We start from the raw sequence: 975 nt of genomic DNA on the forward strand, positions 1-975 counted from the left end.
CATCGGACTCAGCCCCCGACTGGCCCTCGCCCTTGCGCCCCGGCTCCGGCCCCCGCGCCGGCTCCGGCTCCGGCTCCGGCTCCGGCTCCGGCTCCGCCACTATGTCGATCGCGTAAGTCTGCCCGTAGCCGTGTATCCCGTGGCTGGGCACCTTGTCCGCCGGACTGTTCAACGCCACCCATCGCCCGGACACCGGTGGATCGACCTCCACCGCGGGTCGCGGGTTCGTGGCCGCCGAGCGGGCCCTGCGGCCTGCTGCCAGGACCAGCGCAATCGCCACCGCAGCAGGCACCCAGGTCAGCCAGTACGGAAACGACGGGTCAGTGACGAGGCCGAGGATCACCATGGCGAAGAAGATGATCCAGCAGACCCGGTACAGCACCATCACAGCTTTACGGACAGACATGGCTTCCCCTGATCGTCGGTCTGGTCGTCGGTCAGATCATTGGTTTGGTCGTTGGTTCTGATCGTTGGTCGGGTCGTCGAGCTGATCGGCGGCCTGCGCGCCGGCCAGGTCGTCGATTCGCCACCGTTCGCTCCTCGTCGCGCTGTCGACTCGCTATCCGTTCGCTCCCGAGTAGCTCCCCCGTCCGCTTCGCCCGTGGTTCGCCGCCTCGACCGGTTCCGGCGTCAGCGCTCGGCCATCGGCACCGCCCCCTCCGCGCGGCTCAGGGCTTCGCCGCCGTGAGAACCACCAGCAGCGGAACGACACGGGTGCCGGGAACCTCGTATCTCCCCCGCCCCTTCGTGTGCAGCCAGCCCGCGCCCGTCAGCTGACGCAGATGGTGGTAGATCTGCCCTGTCGTACCGGTCTCGTCGAGCGCGGCCAGTTCCGCCGCTGTGCGCCGGCCGCCGAGGATCTCCCGGAGCAGCCGCAGCCGCACCGGGTGACCGAGTGCGGCGAACGACTCGGCGATATCCGCCCAGTCGGGGCCTGCGGGCCCCCTGCCGCTCCCCTCCCCCGCCTCATGCGCC

The 975-nt window shown here is 70.3% G+C and carries 1 protein-coding gene and 1 pseudogene; both read right to left on the reverse strand.

All coding sequences use genetic code 11. The features are described 5' to 3' along the window. Nucleotides 1-406: pseudogene (locus EAO72_RS42415) on the reverse strand (M23 family peptidase); the annotation flags it as partial. Between the two features lie 262 nt (nt 407-668). Further along, nucleotides 669-975: ArsR/SmtB family transcription factor (locus tag EAO72_RS41495; RefSeq protein ID WP_148022550.1), on the reverse strand; the 307-nt coding region annotated here is incomplete at its 5' end.

This window comes from Streptomyces sp. OR43 (genome assembly GCF_008042275.1).
Lineage (GTDB): Bacteria > Actinomycetota > Actinomycetes > Streptomycetales > Streptomycetaceae > Streptomyces.